At 58.8% G+C, this 16,725-nt stretch carries 10 protein-coding genes; 7 read left to right on the top strand and 3 right to left on the bottom strand.

Annotated features, from left to right (window positions below):
- Positions 1-127: 127 nt before the first annotated feature.
- The 5 genes from carB to HUV30_RS15125 all read left to right on the top strand — a co-directional run bounded on the left by carB (position 128) and on the right by HUV30_RS15125 (position 9,264).
- A complete protein-coding gene (gene carB, locus HUV30_RS15145; RefSeq protein ID WP_174406345.1) occupies positions 128-3,391 on the top strand; it encodes a carbamoyl-phosphate synthase large subunit in 3,264 nt (1,087 codons plus the stop codon).
- A gap of 2 nt (positions 3,392-3,393) precedes the next feature.
- The gene (gene purF, locus HUV30_RS15140; RefSeq protein WP_174406344.1) at positions 3,394-4,803 is read left to right on the top strand and encodes an amidophosphoribosyltransferase; all 1,410 of its coding nucleotides are present in this window, start codon (positions 3,394-3,396) and stop codon (positions 4,801-4,803) included.
- A 236-nt stretch (positions 4,804-5,039) separates the two neighbouring features.
- The gene (locus HUV30_RS15135; RefSeq protein WP_174406343.1) at positions 5,040-5,834 is read left to right on the top strand and encodes a substrate-binding periplasmic protein; all 795 of its coding nucleotides are present in this window, start codon (positions 5,040-5,042) and stop codon (positions 5,832-5,834) included.
- Positions 5,835-5,842: 8 nt separating this feature from the next.
- Positions 5,843-7,951, top strand: coding sequence for a sensor histidine kinase (locus tag HUV30_RS15130; protein WP_174406342.1), 2,109 nt, complete (start codon positions 5,843-5,845; stop codon positions 7,949-7,951).
- A gap of 314 nt (positions 7,952-8,265) precedes the next feature.
- Positions 8,266-9,264: a KpsF/GutQ family sugar-phosphate isomerase gene (locus tag HUV30_RS15125; RefSeq protein ID WP_174406341.1), complete on the top strand. Its 999-nt coding sequence runs from the start codon at positions 8,266-8,268 to the stop codon at positions 9,262-9,264.
- Between the two features lie 342 nt (positions 9,265-9,606).
- Here HUV30_RS15125 and HUV30_RS15120 read toward each other — a convergent pair whose 3' ends face one another.
- The 3 genes from HUV30_RS15120 to HUV30_RS15110 form a co-directional block, all read right to left on the bottom strand.
- Positions 9,607-11,460 (bottom strand): hypothetical protein, encoded by a 1,854-nt coding sequence (locus HUV30_RS15120; protein WP_174406340.1) that lies wholly within the window; start codon positions 11,458-11,460, stop codon positions 9,607-9,609.
- Between the two features lie 233 nt (positions 11,461-11,693).
- Positions 11,694-12,695 (bottom strand): proline dehydrogenase family protein, encoded by a 1,002-nt coding sequence (locus HUV30_RS15115; RefSeq protein WP_174406339.1) that lies wholly within the window; start codon positions 12,693-12,695, stop codon positions 11,694-11,696.
- Positions 12,696-12,777: 82 nt separating this feature from the next.
- The gene (locus tag HUV30_RS15110) at positions 12,778-13,848 is read right to left on the bottom strand and encodes a M24 family metallopeptidase (protein WP_174406338.1); all 1,071 of its coding nucleotides are present in this window, start codon (positions 13,846-13,848) and stop codon (positions 12,778-12,780) included.
- Between the two features lie 224 nt (positions 13,849-14,072).
- On the opposite strand from HUV30_RS15110, the gene cls reads away from it, so the two are divergent.
- Together cls and HUV30_RS15100 are read left to right on the top strand one after the other, a co-directional pair.
- Positions 14,073-15,518 carry a cardiolipin synthase gene (gene cls, locus HUV30_RS15105; RefSeq protein ID WP_174406337.1) on the top strand — a complete coding sequence of 482 codons (1,446 nt, stop codon included), beginning with the start codon at positions 14,073-14,075 and terminating at the stop codon, positions 15,516-15,518.
- A 229-nt stretch (positions 15,519-15,747) separates the two neighbouring features.
- A complete protein-coding gene (locus HUV30_RS15100) occupies positions 15,748-16,701 on the top strand; it encodes a zinc dependent phospholipase C family protein (protein ID WP_174406336.1) in 954 nt (317 codons plus the stop codon).
- The last annotated feature ends 24 nt before the right edge of the window (positions 16,702-16,725 follow it).

The raw sequence follows: 16,725 nt of genomic DNA, 5'->3' as shown, positions 1-16,725 counted from the left end.
GCCCCATCTTCCCTAAGAGGAAACACGGCCGTTCGCGCGCACCACGTTGCGGGCGGCACTGGCAGACAGACCCACCAACAGATCCTAACCAGGGACCAGTCATGGTCACACAGGGAATCATTGAGACATGCCAAAGAGGACTGACTTAAAGCGCATCATGGTCATCGGTTCCGGCCCCATTGTCATCGGACAGGCCTGTGAATTCGACTACTCCGGAACCCAGGCCATCAAGGCCCTGAAGGAAGAAGGATACGAAGTGGTGTTGGTGAACTCCAACCCCGCAAGTATCATGACCGATCCCGAGCTTGCAGACCGCACCTACATCGAACCCATCGAACCGGAAACCGTAGCCGCCATCATCCGCAAGGAACGTCCCTGTGCGGTGCTGCCCACGCTGGGCGGCCAGACCGGTCTGAATACCGCGCTGGCGGTTGCCAAGATGGGCGTTCTGGAAGAGTGCGGCGTTGAGCTCATCGGCGCCACCGAATCGGTCATCGAAAAGGCGGAAAGCCGCGAACTGTTCCGTCAGGCCATGGATAACATCGGCCTCAAGGTACCCCAATCCTCCATTGCCCGCACCATGGACGACGTTCGCCGCATCGGCGAAGAGATGGCCTTCCCCATCATCATCCGTCCCGCATTCACCCTCGGCGGCAAGGGCGGCGGTATTGCCTACAACATGGAAGACCTTGAACAGATCGCATCGCAGGGTCTTGCCGCATCCATTTCTTCCGAAATCCTTCTGGAACAGTCTGTACTGGGCTGGAAAGAATATGAAATGGAAGTCATGCGCGACAAGGCAGACAACTGTGTCATCATCTGCTCCATTGAAAACTTTGATCCCATGGGCGTGCACACCGGCGACTCCATCACCGTTGCCCCCGCGCAGACCCTGACCGATCTTGAATACCAGAAGATGCGCGATGCCTCCATCGCCATCATGCGCGAAATCGGCGTGGAAACCGGCGGCTCCAACGTGCAGTTCGGCGTGAACCCCGAGAACGGCGACCTTGTGGTCATTGAAATGAACCCCCGCGTCAGCCGCTCTTCCGCCCTTGCTTCCAAGGCAACGGGCTTCCCCATCGCCAAGATCGCCGCAAAGCTTGCCGTGGGCTACACGCTGGACGAGATTCCCAACGACATCACCCGCGAGACCATGGCCTCTTTCGAGCCGACCATCGACTACGTGGTGACCAAGCTGCCCCGCTTCACCTTTGAAAAATTCCCCGGTTCCAAGGACGAACTGAACACCGCCATGAAGAGCGTGGGCGAAGCCATGTCCATAGGCCGCACCTTCAAGGAATCGCTGCAAAAGGGTCTGCGCTCGCTGGAAATCGGCGCATTCGGCCTTGGCCGCGACTTCCGCGGCAAGCAGCCCGACCGTGAAGAAGTTATCGCCAAGCTGCGCACCCCCAACTCGCGCCGCATGTTCTACGTGCGCAACGCCATGCTGCAGGGCATGAGCAACGAGGAAATATTCGACCTCACCAAGATCGACCCGTGGTTCCTGCACCAGATCAGAGACATTCTCAAAGTTGAGGACGAACTGCGCGACTTCGGCCTTGCCAACTCGCTCACGCCGGACAACGCCGACCTCGTGGACCTTATGCGCCGCGCCAAGGAATACGGCTTTTCCGACCGCCAGCTCGCCGAGATGTGGAAGCAGCCCGAACTGGCCATCCGCCAGCTGCGCAAGGAAATGGGCATTATGCCCACATATTACCTTGTGGATACCTGCGCTTCCGAATTCGAGGCATACACCCCCTATTTCTACTCCACCTATGAAACGGGCAAGGAAATCGTCGTGGAAGACCGCAAAAAGGTCATCATCCTCGGCGGCGGCCCCAACCGTATCGGTCAGGGCATCGAGTTCGACTACTGCTGCTGTCATGCCTCCTTCGCACTGCGGGACATGGGCGTGCAGTCCATCATGGTCAACTCCAACCCGGAAACCGTCTCCACCGACTATGACACTTCCGACCGTCTCTACTTTGAGCCGCTCACCTATGAAGATGTCATGAACATCGTGGAAACGGAAAAGCCCGACGGCGTTATCATTCAGTTTGGCGGCCAGACCCCGCTGAACCTTGCCGTGCCGCTGCTGCGCTCCGGCGTGCCGATTCTGGGTACCCACCCCGACTCCATCGACCGCGCAGAAGACCGCGAGCGCTTCCAGGCCCTTATCCAGAAGCTCAAGCTCACCCAGCCCGACAACGCCACCGTCATGACGCTGGAAGAAGCCCGCAAGGTGGCCGAGAGAATCACCTATCCGCTGGTGGTGCGCCCCTCCTACGTGCTGGGCGGCCGGGCCATGGAAATCGTGTATGATGACGAACAGCTCGCCACCTACTTCCGCGACGTGGTAGGCACCGCAGCGCCGGAGCACCCCATTCTGCTCGACAAGTTCCTTGAAAGCGCTATTGAAGTGGATGTGGACGCCCTTGCCGACGGCACCGACGTATATGTGGCAGGTATCATGGAGCACATTGAAGAAGCCGGCATCCATTCCGGCGACTCTGCCTGCTCGCTGCCTCCCTTCTCGCTGCCCCAGAGCATCGTGGACGAGATCACCCGCCAGACCATCGCCCTTGCCAAGGAGCTGAAGGTTATCGGCCTCATGAACATCCAGTTCGCGGTGAAGGACGGCACCATCTTCATCCTTGAAGTGAACCCCCGCGCATCGCGTACCGCCCCGTTCGTTTCCAAAGCAACGGGTGTGCCGCTGCCGCGCCTTGCCACGCAGGTGATGATGGGCAAGACCATCAAGGAACTGAACCCCGCATCCATGCGCAAGTCCGGCTACATCTCGGTGAAGGAATCCGTGTTCCCGTTCAGCCGTTTCCCCGGCGTGGACATTCTGCTCGGACCCGAAATGCGCTCCACCGGCGAGGTAATGGGCATTGCAGACACCTTCGAGGAAGCCTTCATGAAGGGTCAGCTTGCCTGCGGCCAGCGCCTGCCCCAGTCCGGCAAGGTCTTCATCTCGGTGAATGATCGCGACAAGTCCAATATTCTCGATGTGGCCCGCAAGTTCCACGAGCTGGGTTTTGAAATCCTTGCCACTACCGGCACCTCGCAACTCTTTGTCGAGAACGGCGTGCCCGCCACCCGTGTTGCCAAGGTGTATGAAGGACGCCCCAACATCGTTGACTTCATCAAGAACGGCGAAGTAGCTCTGCTGCTGAACACCGCATCCGGCAAGCGCACGGTGGAAGATTCCAAGTCCATCCGTCAGGCTACGCTGCTCTACGGCGTTCCCTACTCCACCACCGTCTCCGGTGCCCGCGCCATCGCCATGGCGATTGCGGAACAGCGCCGCTGCGGTCTGAATGTGAAGAGCATTCAGGAATACTACGCGGGCGACAAAACCGAACCCGCCTGCAAGGGGTAATCATGAAACGCGAATATTGTGGCGTCTTCGGCATATACAACCATCCCGAAGCAGCCCGCCTGACATACTTCGGCCTCTATGCCCAGCAGCATCGCGGGCAGGAAAGTGCCGGCATCGTCACCTGGGACGGCAAGGTCATCCGCGAGGAACGCGGCATGGGCCTTGTGCCCGAAGTGTTCAACGAGCGGCATCTGGGCAAGGAACTCAAGGGCAACATAGCCATGGGCCATGTGCGGTATTCCACCACCGGCGCATCGCTCATCCGTAACGCCCAGCCCTTCCTTGCGCGGCACAAGAACCTGCATCTGGCCATTGCGCACAACGGCAACCTCGTGAACACGATGGAGCTGCGCAACCAGCTGGAAGAATCCGGCTCCATCTTCCAGACCACCATAGACAGCGAGGTGTTCGTTCACCTCATCGTCAAATACCTGAACGGCGGCACGGTTGAAGAAGCCGTGCTCAAGGCCTGCAAGGAAGTAAAGGGCGCGTATTCCGTGCTCATTATGGCCAACGACAAGCTCATTGCCATACGCGACCCGCACGGCATCCGCCCGCTGCAGATGGGCCGCGTGGGCAGCTCGCATGTGTTCGCCTCTGAAACCTGCGCCTTCGACCTGCTGGAAGCGGAGCTCATCCGCTCCGTTGAGCCGGGCGAAATGGTCGTGGTGGAAGGCACCAGCGTGAAGAGCTACAAGATGGACATTCCGCCGCAGCCCACCAAGCACTGCATCTTCGAACTCATCTACTTTGCGCGCCCCGACTCCACCGTGTTCGGTGAAAACGTGTACCTGTGCCGCAAGGAAATGGGCCGCCAGATGGCGCTTGAATCGCATGTGGATGCTGACTACGTCATGCCGTTCCCCGATTCGGGCATCTACAGCGCTGTGGGTTATGCCCAGCAGTCCGGCCTGCCCTACGAGCATGCGATGATTCGTAACCACTATGTGGGCCGTACCTTCATCCAGCCCTCGCAGGACATGCGCGACTTCTCCACCCGCGTGAAGATCAACCCCGTCAAGGAGATGATCAAGGGCAAGCGCATCCTCATTGTGGACGACTCCATCGTGCGCGGCACCACTATCCGCTCCCGCGTGAAGAAGCTGCGCGAACTTGGCGCAAGCGAGATTCACTTCCGCGTGAGCTGCCCGCCCATCAAGTTCCCCTGCTTCTACGGCATCGACTTCTCGTCCAAGGGTGAACTCATTGCGGCGAACCATACCGTTGAAGAGATCGAACGCTTCATCGGGCTGGACAGCCTGCACTACATCTCCATCGAAGGCCTGCTCAAGGCCGTGAAGCATCCCGAAAACTACTGCCTTGCCTGCTTCACCGGTGATTATCCCATTCCCTGCGAAGGCGGCGGGAAGATGTGTACCGAGTGCGGTTGCGGAACCGTGCCGGAGAAGTAGCGCCAGACGGACATATGAACAAAAAGAGCCCGGAGTCGAAAGACTCCGGGCTTTTCTCGTTTCCCCCCACCCAACACGTACCGGATTATAACAGGCAGATTGCCCCTAACATGGTAATACCCTATGATGATTGCATTCCCCATCCCCTCCACGTGACCGGCAGCAACGTCGAGCCGGTATCGCTCAGGAAAGCAGGGAAATACCACACAACCCTCCGGCACGAGAGAGAGGACACCATGCGCTGGATTATCGCCATGACCCTTGTGCTCAGTTTATACGCGACCGCCCACGCGGACACCATACGCTTCAGCTATGACGACTGGTGCCCCTATTCCTGCCTGAATGATGACCACACAGCCATTGCCGCAGAGTATCCCGGCTATTACGCAGAGGTGCTGCGCGCCATATATGAACCGCTGGGATACAGCGTAGAATTCTCCATACGCCCATGGGAAAGAGCGCTGGAAGAAGCAGCGGACGGCAGGCTTGACGCAGTCCTTTCGCCCGCAAAGTCAGAAGCCCCGAACCTGATATTCCCTGATGAATCCATTGCCGAACTCGGCTGGTGCTTCTACACCCGCAGCGACAGCACATGGCGCTATACCGGCCTGTCCTCTCTGCAGGGGCAGATTCTGGGCGTGCTGCGCGGCAACAACTTCGGCGATGCCATCACCGAATACATTGCGGCCAACAGCAAGGATGCGGCCAAGGTGCAGGAAGTAAGCGGTCTCGATTTCATTGACAAAAACATTCGGAAACTACAGGGAAAACGTATATCAGTCATGCTGGATGAACCTGCAACAACCGATTATTTCATCATGCAGAACAATCTTGCACACGATATTGTCAAAGCGGGCTGCCTGCCGAGCCAAAAAATGTATCCGGCATTTTCTCCGGCAAACCCCGCATCTGCCACCTATGCCAGAGAATTTACGGAAGGCATACGCAGACTCAGAGAATCGGGCCGGCTCAAGGCCATTCTTGCCCGCTACGGCCTGACAGACTGGAAGAATCAACCTGCAAGCGAGTAAATCACGCCATGCCTCTTAACGAACAGCCCCCTTTCTTCGACAGGCTCGCCATACGACAAGGCATAATCATTCTTGCCATTGCGCTTGTTCTGGGCCTGTTCTCCTCTGTCTACATCGTTGCCAAAGAGGCTGATTCCGCCAGCACGCGCCTGATTGAAGAGGTAGACACACTGCTTCATGTGCTGTCGCCCTCTGCAGCGCAGGCATCATACAACTACGACTTTGCAGAAGCCGGAATCATTGTGAAGTCGCTGCTGGAATTCCCCATCATCCGTTCGGCCAGCATATCCAACGAAATAGGCGAACAGCTCGCCAAGGCGGAAAAACCCGAATCCGCCGTCCCCATATCGGGCTTTTCCCGCTACCTGCTGGACCAGCTTTTCATGCCCGTGACCGATCAAACCATCCATCTGCGGTATGGTGAGAACAATGAAAACATGGGCACGCTGCACATCACCACCGACCTTACGCCGCTCGCAGAAGGGCTTGTCCGCCAGCATGCCCTGCTTTTTGTCTATGAGCTTTCGCGTGCCGTGGTGCTTGCATTGCTGCTGGGGTTGTTCTTCTACCACCGCATGACCAAGCCGCTGCTTGGCATCGCCGCGCACGTAACCAATGTTGACCCGCAGCTTCCGGCCATTTCTCCGGTACCCATTCCCGCTGCCCACCAGCACGACGAACTGGGCAACATGGTGCGCAACATAAACCAATTGTTTGCCATTTTCTCGGAAACCCTGCTCAGCAAAGGCAAGCTGGAACATAGCCTGCTGCAGATGAACACGGAGCTTGAGCAACGGGTCAGGGAACGTACGCAGGAGTTGCAAAGCCAGTCAGAGGCGCTGCGTAACGAGGTTATCAGCCGAGCACTGGCCGAATCCAACCTGCGCGCGCACCACAACCTGCTGGACAACATGTTTGAAAAGATGAAGGCCGCCATCGTCATTTTCAACCCCGTGGACCTTGAGATAATCGAGATAAACTCCGTGGCTGAGCAAATGCTGCATGTGGACACGAACTCGTCCTGCCACAAGGGTGACACTCTGGACGAGAACCTGACCTTCACCTTTTCATCCGGCACCCGAAAACTGTGCGAATACGCATCTGGCATTCCGTCGTACGAGGAAGGCGCTGTGCGGCTGCCAAATGGCAAGTCCATCCCTTCCGCCAAATACACGTTCAACATGTCCATCAACGGCCAGCCGCATGTGGCCCTCATCCTCATAGACATAACCGAGAAAAAAATTCTCGAACACCAGCTCGGCATCGCGCAGCGGCTGGAATCCATAGGGCTGCTTGCCTCCGGCATTGCCCACGAAATAAACACCCCCATTCAGTACATCCACGACAACCTGGTGTTCCTCAAAGAGGTGCACACGGGCCAGATGCGCCTGAACGACCTGAATGCCCAACTCTGTGAAAAAGCCGCAAAACTGGCAGAACTAAAGGATCTGTGCGGACAGATACAGGCGGCATCGGAAGAGATGGACCTCGACTTTGCAAAACAGGAACTGCCGCGTGTGTTTGAAATGGTCTTCGAAGGCATTGAGCGGGTCGTTGCCATCGTATCTGCCATGAAGCGCTTTGCCCATTCAGGCCCGCAGGGCATGGTGGGTACCGACCTGAACGCAGCCCTGCTCACCACCGTGCAGGTGGCAAAAAACGAATGGAAGTATGTGGCAGACGTGAAAACAGACTTTGATCCCGGCCTGCCCCCTGTCGAGTGCATTCCCGGCGAAGTGAATCAGGTATTTCTGAACATCCTCATCAATGCTGCCCACGCCGTGAAGGATGTGGTCGGCGAGTCCGGCAGCAAAGGAAGCATCACCATCTCCACCCGCCGCGATGAAGGCAGAGTCATCATCGCCTTCAGCGACTCGGGGGGCGGTATTCCGGACAGCATACGCGACAAGATATTCGACCAGTTCTTCACCACCAAGGACCCCGGCAGAGGTACCGGACAAGGCCTTGCCATTGTCCACAACATCGTGGTGAAGAATCACAACGGGGAAATCAAGGTCGATTCCACCGTGGGTAAAGGCACGACCTTCACCATTATCCTGCCGCTCACCCAGCCAAGACAAGCGGCGAACACCACGGCCTCATCCGGCACGGCGTAACGCCTGCCGCCCGGCACATACCCGCATACCTGCCCACGGACGGTCAACCTGCTGCGGGGCTCATTTCCATAGTTTGCGCGCCACATTCCGGCCCGCACCCATGGGGTGCATTCCCCGTTGCCCTGCGCCGGTTACGGTACTATACTCGCCGCGTCTTATCGATTCCGGTGCCATTCTACGCCACATGGCGACACCCTATGGACGACGCCGGATGGCGGACACGTGCTCACCCAGCCGATAACGACCATGACGCCCGATGCGCCTTTGCATCGGGGCGGCGTCCGCTCAACCTGAAGCAGGAACAGACGAACCTGATGCAAAATAATCAATGCACCCCGCGCACCGACTGGCTGGAACTTGGTCAGGAAGTGCTGAATATTGAAATAGAAGGCCTGCAGGCGGTACGCGACCGTCTGAACGGCCCCTTTGTGGACGCGGTGACCCTGCTGGCCGAATGCAAGGGCCGCGTCGTGGTCACCGGCCTCGGCAAATCCGGCCTTGTGGGACGTAAACTCGCGGCCACGTTCTCTTCCACCGGAACGCCCTCCTTCTTCCTGCACCCCGTTGAAGGGGCGCACGGCGATCTGGGCATGATCCGCAGCGAAGACGTGGTGCTCGCCATTTCCAACAGCGGCGAGACCGACGAACTGAACGCCGTGCTCCCCACCATGCGCTCGCTGGGCGTTTCCATTGTGTGCATGACGGGCAAGCCGGAATCCACCATGGGCAAACTCTCCGATGTGGTGCTGAACACGGCTGTCCCCCGCGAGGCATGCCCGCTGGATCTTGCTCCCACGGCATCCACCACGGCGGTGCTGGCGGTGGGCGATGCGCTGGCCGTGTGCCTTATCCACTGGAAGTCTTTTACTGCGGACGATTTTCGCAAATACCACCCCGGCGGCGCGCTGGGGCAGCGTCTTTCCCTGCGCGTGAACAGCCTCATGCACACCGGAGTGCCGCATGATGAAGACACCGTTACCATCCGGCAGGCGCTGGAAACGCTGGACAAAGGCACGCTCGGTGCGGTGGTGCTGACAGACAGCGGCAAGAAACTCACCGGCATCATCACCGACGGCGATGTGCGCCGCATGGTGTGCAGAGGCACCATGGACATGGAGGCCCCTGCGCACACGCTGATGGTGCGCAACCCGCTCCATGCCACGCCCGCTCAGTCCGTGGCCGAACTGCTGGACGTGATGGAAGCCAAGGGCATCACCGTTCTGCCTGTGGTGCACGACGACATGACCCTGTGCGGCGTCATTCACCTGCACGACCTGCTCGGCAAGGGCGGCGTAAAGTTCAGCGGCCGGTAATCGCCGCAGACAGCCCGTTCATCTAAGCTATGAAGCAAAACAGCCCGCCGGAAACGACGGGCTGTTTTGCGTTCGCCTGACAACGTCATTTTGAGTTGTATTCGCCTCCGGCGGGCAGGAACCTAACGTACCTGCACCTCGTAAATGCGATGAAAATTCGTTGTTGGCCCTCAATCACGGCTTAACGGGAATATGGTGTTACTGAAAACAAAGGGGGGGCATTCCCCTGAACCGTTCACCGGCAATCTCCCGTTCTGCCCGATATGTCTGACATGCCCGGCATGCCCGAACAACCAGACAGGCCTGACAATCTTATCGGGCGAAAACAAACACGCTGCCTGTCTAACTTCCAAACGAGCTACCAAACGAGCTACCGGACGAGCTTTCGGACGAGCTTTCGGGCGAACGCCCGAACACGCTACCTGACAAGCTTTCAGACAGGCCCTGCTCCGGCTCTTCATAATTCTGATAATCCAGTTTCGAAAACAAGCTGTGCATCCCCATCAGCGTTCTGTCCAGCACCCTGCCCATGGCGTAAGAAGCGGCATGGCCGTCCCTGTCCGCCTCGTACAGCGGGGCATTTATGGTATCATCCACATGCCGGCGGGTGAGCCCAGTATTCTTCCAGCCGGACGCATGCGTCCGGATAACATCCGCACCATGCGCATCTTCCCTAATGTATTCATTGAAATTCAACTCGGCGTGCACGTTCAGCATGCCGTTCCGGTAGCTTTCTTCCACATGGTTCGAGCTGTGCACCGTCTGCGGGCGGGCATCTTCGGTCAGGCCGCCGCCCGTACGGAAGCCTGAGTGCTCTCTTGCCGGATTGAGCACGGCGCGTTCCTCATCCACCTTTCTGGCGGCGAGTTTGCCGTCCACATAATTTTCCGTGGTCCATGTGAGGCTGTAGGGATTCTGGTTCTCACCGAATGCCGCAATTCTGCGGGCTGCGTTGTACGCATCTGCCTGTGCCGAATTGTTGAAGGCATAGCCGAAGTGGTCCGCCTCAGTCGCAAAGCCCACGCTCTCAGTGGCCAGCAGTTGCGAGGCCGATTGCGGCACGGTGGAGGCATACTCCTCCTGCGAGGTCGCCAGTGTGTCCAGAATGGAAGGACGCCGCCCGAAGCTGCCGCCCTTGCCTTCTTTCATGGCAAAATCACCCGTGCTTCGCTCCACAATAGTGCCTTCATTATAGCGGGCCAGCGTGTAATGCTGCTTCATTTCGCCATCGCCGCTTTCATTGCTGTTATGCTCCGACTCGCGGAGGGATTCTTCCTGCAGCACCCGCCCCTGCTTGTCATAGTCCGTCACCGACAGGGAAAGTTCCGTTGCATGGGCCTGCTCGGCTGTGGAGAAAGCGCCCATCCCTTCCTGCTCATCTTCGGTTCTGTTGGTCAGATTGAGATAGTCTCCACGCATGGAGAGCGCGACACTTTTGCGCAGCATCCCTTCTTCATACTGATAGAGCACGGCGGAATACTTGCTCATGTGGGAATCGAAGGTCATCTGATTCCGCAGGTCGTTCAGGGTAAGGTCGAACTGATCGGACTGGGTGTCACCAACGGCGGCCGGATCAAGCGAGTTGCTTCCAATGTTCGCCATGAGCTCTTTGTACGAAGTATAGCTGGAGCGCAATTCCATGGAATCCTTCATCTCCCTTGCCACGTTGCCATCGTTACCGAACCACCGGATATCCCTCTTCACCTTTCCGGTGGTGGTCCATGCGGTCTTGTCCTCAAGTCCGGTCAGCGTTGCATCCACGGTCTGTGCCAGATCGCCCCTTGCATTGTATATCTCCGTGCTGGTGGTAACCTTGTCGCCGTAAAAGGTGCCGGCTATTTTCTTGCGCAGCTTGCCGTCCTGATACTCCAGCACTTCGATATCATTTCCGCTCAGGGTAATCGTTCGCGAAACGCCCTGCTGGGCGGGCTCACGATCGTAACTGAAATAGGTATTCCAGAATTGCGTCGCCTCTGTGGTCTGATTCTTTTCGTCCACCCACTTCTTGAGAGCATCACCGGAGATCTCTACAAAATCCTTGCGGATCTCTTCGGACTTATCCCGCAAGGAGCTGTCATCATATTCCTTGATGCGCCCGTTCGCAGAAGAGGTCGCAGAAGAGGTCGCAGAAGAGGCCCCAGAAGGGGTTACAGAAGGGGTAACCCGCATCTTGCCAGTGGCATCCGTTATGTTCATGTGGCACCTCAGCATGCAGCAGCGTTTATGCAACCACCTGCCGGAAAGCACGACGGATAAACCACCAATCCATCCGAGATTGATCACTCACATACGGCAGGTGCCTTTTAATCGGCACCCTCCTTACAATTCTTTATGCACCTACCTATAATTATCTATATTTGTGCCTCGTGCGCCGCGTCTGCTCCGCGAGCACCAGCGGCCGCCGGAGTGTCTGCAACCGGCAGGCCGGACTACACTCCGGCGATGCTCCGCAGCACAAACAGGGCATTGCGGGGATTTTCACCAATGCGCCGCACACTGTAGGGCCACCAGCTCTGCCCGAAGGGACAGTACAGCCGCAGCGCCGTACCCTGCCGGACAAGCCGCTGCTGCACCGCAGGGCGCACGCCGAGCAGCATTTCCACCTCCCAGCCGTCGGAGGCCCATCCCCCCACCTGCGCAAGCGAAGCCCCAAAGCGCATCATGCGCTCATCATGCGTGCCCAGCACAGGGTATACTCCTGTCTCACGGGCCGCGCTGCTAAAAAGCATGGTCATGTGCAGGCGATAGGCATCATCCACATCCGCCCTGCGCACATGCGCACGTGAAGCAGGCTCCGCAAAGGCTCCCTTCACCAGCCGCACGGCTGCCCCCTTTGCCACCAACGCTGCCAGATCGTCCGTTGTCCGGTGCAGGTAGCTCTGCACGGTCACCGCTACGGGTAGGGAGGCGTCATGCAGTGCATGATACAGATCCAGCGTGGGCTGCGTGACGGAACTGTCTTCCATATCCAGCATGAGCATGGAACGGGAAACTTCTTGCCGGTCACGGGAAGCATCAGGCCAGCCAAAGGAAGCAGAAGGGGCAGCATCCTGCACGCTGTCCCTGATTGCCTCTGCCAGCCGCTGCGCATTTTCGCGGCACAGCTCCCACGAGAGCATGGAGCCTATCTGGGTGGGGTCGACAGAAACATGCACATCCAGCCCGCTTGACGCCAGCAGGGGAATGCCCGCCAGCAGGGCCTGCACAGTGGCTTCCACCTCCTGCGCACTCTCCACATATTCACCGAGGTAGAACAGAGACCCGCGCCTGCCTTCCGCACGAAGCTGCACCATGCGCTCAACGGCCCCTCTGCAGTCTTCCGCCGCGACGAACTGCCGTGAAAACCGTGTCATAAAGGAACTGCCGTGCACGGCCGCAGTCAGCCCGCCGTGCCGTGCACAAAAAATCATGGCCCGCTGCCAGTATCGCATACTCGCCTCCCGTTTGTTGTCATGGGGAAAACGACTGCATACTGCACCAGCGGGCCACGGTCTGGTAGAATATTGCGACGGGCTATAGCACCTCGGCACCGTCCTCCGTCACGAGCACCATGTATTCCCAGCGTATGCCACCCCATTCGGGATAGTAGAGGCCGGGTTCCACGGTGATAATCATGCCGGGTTTGAGCTCAACTTCCACTCTGGGGCTCACACCGGGGGCTTCGTGCGTTTCAAGCCCCACACCGTGACCGAGGGAATGGGTGAAGAACTGCGCAACGCCGGCTTCTTCAAACACCTTGCGTGCACAGGCGTATACGTCTGACACCTTCATGCCCGGACGTATGACGCGTATGGCGGCATCCTGCGCGGCCCTGACCTGCGCCATGGTCTGCGAAAATTCCGGAGTGGGCCTGTCTCCCACCCATATGGTGCGCGTCTGGTCGGAGCAGTAATCGTCCACACGGCAGCCCACATCGATGAGCACGGGGCAGTTTTCCGTAATCACGTCCGCACCGGGAATGGCATGCGGCAGGGCAGCATTGGGGCCCACCGCAACAATGGAATCAAAGGCCAGACCGCTTGCGCCGTTTTCGCGGAAGAACTTTTCAATGTCCCACGCCACAGCCGCTTCGGTGCGCCCGGGGCAGCAGAAAGAGGGAACCGCCTGCATAAGCCTGTGGTTGAGCGCACAGGAACGGCGCATGCGCTCCACCTCTTCCGGCTCCTTGATCGCGCGCAGCTTTTCCACCAGCCCGTCGGCCCGCTCCATGCTCAGGTCTTCGGACAACAGCTCGAAAAAAGAAACGCTGAGAGATTTTGCCTCGAATCCGATCTTGCCGAGGCGCAGCTTGCGCATGAGCCCGTTCATCTCAGAGGCGGAACGGCTGGTGTAGATGAACACCCGGTCAACATCCCACAGCCGTGCAGCAGCGTCCTTGTAGCGGGAATCGGTGCACAGCCAGTCTCTGCCGTCTGCGCAGATGATAAGATAGCCGCTGCTCTCGTTCTTCTGCGGATCGTGCAGTTCGAAACCGGAAAGATAGAACCGGTTAGCCTCGTGGCTTATGAACAGGGCATCCAGCTGCTTTTCGTGCATCAGTGCACGCAGTTTTTCCCTGCGTTCGGCGAAACGTGCGGTATTCATGAAGTCTCCGATATATGCAGAGCGTTCCCGCTCCGGAATGTGTTTCAGGCTTCAGGACAACAGATCTGCCAATACCTTCAAGCATCTCGGAGGATATGGCAAGAGGGATGGACCTGCCATGTAATTCACGGTATGCATCAGACAGCAATGTGCACACTCACTCAAGACTGAGACCGACCGGACACGTCTGCACAGAGACACGGGCGGACTCGACGGAGTGCTCCATGGCCGAACTCAGTTGGTACCTCATACCCATTACCTTCATCATGGCGGCCCTCGTGGCCGGTCATGCCCTGCTGCATAAGCGCGACCCGCGTGCCGCGCTGGGCTGGGTTGCCGTGTGCCTCACCTTTCCCGTTGCCGGACCCATTCTCTATTACATCTTCGGCATCAACCGCGTACGCCGCAGTGCGCTGCGCCTGCGTGAAGAAGCGCTGGCCCAGCAGCCCCACGGGCGCGGCTGGCTGCACGGCGGCACGGAGCGCTTCACCCCCGTGGGGGCGCTGGATGTGGATTTTATTCCCCCCCGCTACCGCGAATTTGAACGCATAGGGCGCGCAGCCACGGGCATGCCCCTGTGCGGCGGCAACTGCATAGAGCCGCTGCATAACGGCGAGGGAGCCTATCCGCGCATGCTGGAGGCCATCAACAACGCCGTTGCCACCGTATATCTTTCCACCTACATCATGGAAACCGGTCCGCTGGGCCGCGCCTTTGTGGATGCACTTTCTGCAGCAGTGAAACGCGGCGTGGACGTGCGCGTACTCGTTGACGGCGTGGGCGAAAAATACAGCTGGCCCCGGGCCTCCTCCCTGCTGAAAAAGGCCGGTGTGCCGGTTGCAGTGTTTCTGCCGCCCAAGCTTTTTCCTCCCCAGCTCAGCATAAACCTGCGCAACCACCGCAAGGTGCTGGTCACAGACGGCATAACAGGCTTTACGGGTGGCATGAACATAGGCAGACGGCATATGGCAGAATCGGATAATCCGCGCCGTGTGACCGACCTGCACTTCCGCTTCATGGGGCCTGTGGTGGCCCAGCTGCAGGGCGCGTTTCTGGAAGACTGGGGATTCGCCACCGGCAAATACGATGCGCCGCTCACCGTGCATGAACAGTGCGAAGGCGACTGCCTGTGCCGCGTTATCACGGACGGCCCCGACAACGAATTCGACCCGCTGGCCTCGGTGCTCATTGCAGCCGTTTCCACGGCCCGCCGTTCTGTACGGATAATGACCCCGTATTTCCTGCCCTCACGCGATTTCATCAGTGCGCTGCAATCTGCCGTGCTGCGGGGGGTGGACGTGCGCATCATTCTGCCCGCCAAGAACAATCTGCCCTTTGTGCACTGGGCCACCCGCAACCTGCTGTGGGAACTGCTGCAGGCGGGAGTGCGTGTTTTCTACCAGCCTCCCCCGTTCTGCCACACCAAGCTGATGGTCGCAGACGGCATGTATGTGCATGTGGGGTCCGCCAACATCGACCCCCGCAGCCTGCGGCTCAATTTCGAACTCACCGCCGAGGTGCTGGACATGAACCTCGGACGGCAGATGAGCCGTCATTTCGAGCGCATACAGCGGGCATCGCAGGAGGTCACCCTTGAGGAAGTGGACGGGCGTCCCCTTCCGGCCAGACTGCGCGATGCTTTTTTCTGGCTTTTTTCTCCCTACATGTAGCCGCGCTAACATGCCGCCCGCACAGCGGAATATTTTTGCATTATCTGTAACAGTCCGACGTTATTAGTCCGCACGTCTTCCCGCATCTTCTTGACACACACGCAAAGGCGATTACTATCTCTCCCGCGTGCGGTTCCCGTCTGGTCTCTCCTCTGCCGGTTTCACCTGTCTCACGGAACATGTTCCGGCACGCGCGCATAATCTTTTCATCCCGGGACCACTCAGCCGCATGACATTCAGCCTTCATTCCTTCAGGCGCCTTGCCTCTCTGTGTGCAGTTGCTGTTGCCGTACTGGCCCTGCTGCCCGACCATGCCTTTGCGTGGGGTCCCGGAATACACATTGCCACGGCCAACTGGGTGTTTGCCAATGTCGCCCTGCTGCCCGCCCTTGCCGCGCGCCATATCGTCGCGCACAAGGACGCCTTTACCTATGGCTGCCTTTCCGCAGACATATTCATAGGCAAGGGTTGCGCCGTGCGCCCCGGACACAGCCACAACTGGGAAACCGGCCTGAAGCTGCTGGACAGCGTGCACGGCCCGCGCCTCAAGGCCTACGCCCTTGGCTACCTTTCGCACCTTGCGGCAGATATTGTGGCGCACAACAACTACGTACCCGCCATGATGAGCACCACGCCGGGTTCCGGCAAACTGAGCCATGTGTATATTGAAGCACAGGCAGACCGCCTTGTGCGCTGGGATTCCCGCAATGCCGTGCGCCTGTTCACCTCACGCCACGCCCACGACGCGGACACGTCTCTGTGCACCGCCACCCGTGCGGGCAAGATGCCCTTTCAGCTCAAGAAACAGGTTTTCAAGAGCAGCATGGCCCTGTGCGGCGGCTCGACATGGCGTACATCGCTTTCCGTGTGCGGGTTTGTCACACCGCAGACACGGGATGCCGCCTCCCTCGCCCCCATGCTCAATGCCAGCCTGCGGGCTGTGGTGGACGTGCTGAGCGACCCGTTCGGTTCCCGCATAACCACGCTGGACCCCATAGGCGAGCATCCGCTATCCGATGCCAAGGCCCTGTGCCGCGGGCGCGCCCCGCTGGCCTTCCGCAATCCCTTCCCGCTGCAGTTTCCCCTGCACCCCTTTGTAGCGGACCTGCCTGAACTGCCTGCATCCGCAGCGCAGTGCTGTGAGCTGCACACAAGACCCGCACCCTTTGCCGAGGCCGTTTAGGCGGCTTTGGCGGCTCGATATCAC

The organism is Desulfovibrio subterraneus, assembly GCF_013340285.1.
Taxonomy (GTDB): Bacteria; Desulfobacterota; Desulfovibrionia; order Desulfovibrionales; family Desulfovibrionaceae; genus Halodesulfovibrio; species Halodesulfovibrio subterraneus.
The sequence above is the reverse complement of the archived record's forward strand: the minus strand, read 5'-3'. Positions and strand labels throughout refer to the sequence as shown.

Excerpts from the sequence above, each read along its gene's own strand:
- carB (WP_174406345.1), top strand. The coding sequence starts at position 128 with ATGCCAAAGAGGACTGACTTAAAGCGCATCATGGTCATCGGTTCCGGC.
- purF (WP_174406344.1), top strand. The coding sequence starts at position 3,394 with ATGAAACGCGAATATTGTGGCGTCTTCGGCATATACAACCATCCCGAA.
- HUV30_RS15135 (WP_174406343.1), top strand. The coding sequence starts at position 5,040 with ATGCGCTGGATTATCGCCATGACCCTTGTGCTCAGTTTATACGCGACC.
- HUV30_RS15130 (WP_174406342.1), top strand. The coding sequence starts at position 5,843 with ATGCCTCTTAACGAACAGCCCCCTTTCTTCGACAGGCTCGCCATACGA.
- HUV30_RS15125 (WP_174406341.1), top strand. The coding sequence starts at position 8,266 with ATGCAAAATAATCAATGCACCCCGCGCACCGACTGGCTGGAACTTGGT.
- HUV30_RS15120 (WP_174406340.1), bottom strand. The coding sequence starts at position 11,460 with ATGAACATAACGGATGCCACTGGCAAGATGCGGGTTACCCCTTCTGTA.
- HUV30_RS15115 (WP_174406339.1), bottom strand. The coding sequence starts at position 12,695 with ATGCGATACTGGCAGCGGGCCATGATTTTTTGTGCACGGCACGGCGGG.
- HUV30_RS15110 (WP_174406338.1), bottom strand. The coding sequence starts at position 13,848 with ATGAATACCGCACGTTTCGCCGAACGCAGGGAAAAACTGCGTGCACTG.
- cls (WP_174406337.1), top strand. The coding sequence starts at position 14,073 with ATGGCCGAACTCAGTTGGTACCTCATACCCATTACCTTCATCATGGCG.
- HUV30_RS15100 (WP_174406336.1), top strand. The coding sequence starts at position 15,748 with ATGACATTCAGCCTTCATTCCTTCAGGCGCCTTGCCTCTCTGTGTGCA.